Source organism: Streptomyces sp. NPDC127084 (assembly GCF_042724175.1).
Taxonomy (GTDB): Bacteria; Actinomycetota; Actinomycetes; order Streptomycetales; family Streptomycetaceae; genus Streptomyces.
On sequence record NZ_JBHXFA010000426.1, the window covers coordinates 1 to 1074 of the forward strand.

Annotated in this window: 1 protein-coding gene and 1 pseudogene; both read left to right on the plus strand. The window is 72.7% G+C overall.

Going from position 1 to position 1074, the window contains the following annotated elements; genetic code table 11:
• Nucleotides 1-2: 2 nt before the first annotated feature.
• Nucleotides 3-821, plus strand: a pseudogene (locus ACFWI9_RS34730) (C40 family peptidase); the annotation flags it as partial.
• A gap of 96 nt (nucleotides 822-917) precedes the next feature.
• The coding region (locus ACFWI9_RS34735) for a LacI family DNA-binding transcriptional regulator (RefSeq protein ID WP_387169397.1) at nucleotides 918-1074 on the plus strand (157 nt) is incomplete at its 3' end.

The window sequence follows — 1074 nt, forward strand, 5'->3', positions numbered from 1 at the left end:
GCCTGGGGGCCTCGGTCCTCGCCCTGTCCGCGTTCTTCTCCGCCCCGGCGCACGCGGCCGCGCAGGACGCCACCTGCGGTGTCCTGGCACCGGGCGCCTCGGCCACCGCGCAGGCCGCGGTGAACGCCGCCTGTTCGCAGATCGGCGTCTGGTACAGCTGGGGCGGCGGCCACGCGGCCACACCGGGTGCCAGCTACGGCTACTACGACGGCTCGGACCCCGACAGCCTGCACGACAACGAGCGCAAGGGCTTCGACTGCTCCGGCCTGACGCGCTACGCCTACTACCAGGCGACCGGCAAGGACCTGCTCAACGGCACGGCGGACGACCAGTTCCACAGCTCGCAGGCGTCGGCCCGCTTCTCCGCCGCGCAGGGCAGCGCCCCGCTGCTGCCGGGCGACCTGATGTTCTGGGGCAGCGGGCACATCCACCACGTCGCCATGTACCTGGGCAACGGGCAGATGGTCGAGGCGTACGAGTCGGGCACCCACATCCGGGTCGCCCCTGTCCGCACCGGCGGCGACTACGCGGGCGCGATCCGGATCAACGGCTCGGGCACGCCGACTCCCCCGCCCGCGAACGGCGGTACGGTCTTCGAGACCTGGGGCACCGGGGTGCGCACCCACGCCACACCGAGCACGCGCGGTGCCGTGGTGGACACCTTCGCCGGGCCGACCCTGGTGTCCGTCCAGTGCCAGGAGCACGCCGAGACGGTCACCGCCGAGGGCTACACCAACGACATCTGGTCCAAGCTGGCGGACGGTTCCTGGATGACCAACATCTACATCAAGGGCCCGGCCTGGCTGGACGTACCGACCTGCTGACCCGGAGGCGCATCGCCTGTGTGCCGTGGCGCTCCCCGCCGATAGGGTGGGCGGTGATCGACTGGGACGGGCTGGGCGAGGGCGGCGGACGGCGTGGGCGGTGCCGAGGAGAGCGGGAACACGGGCACCGGGCGCCCGACGTCACGGGACGTCGCCCGGCTCGCCGGTGTGTCCCACACCGCGGTGTCCTTCGTGTTCAACGGCCGGGCCGACGGCAACCTCTCGGCCGCCACCCAGGAACGCATCCGGC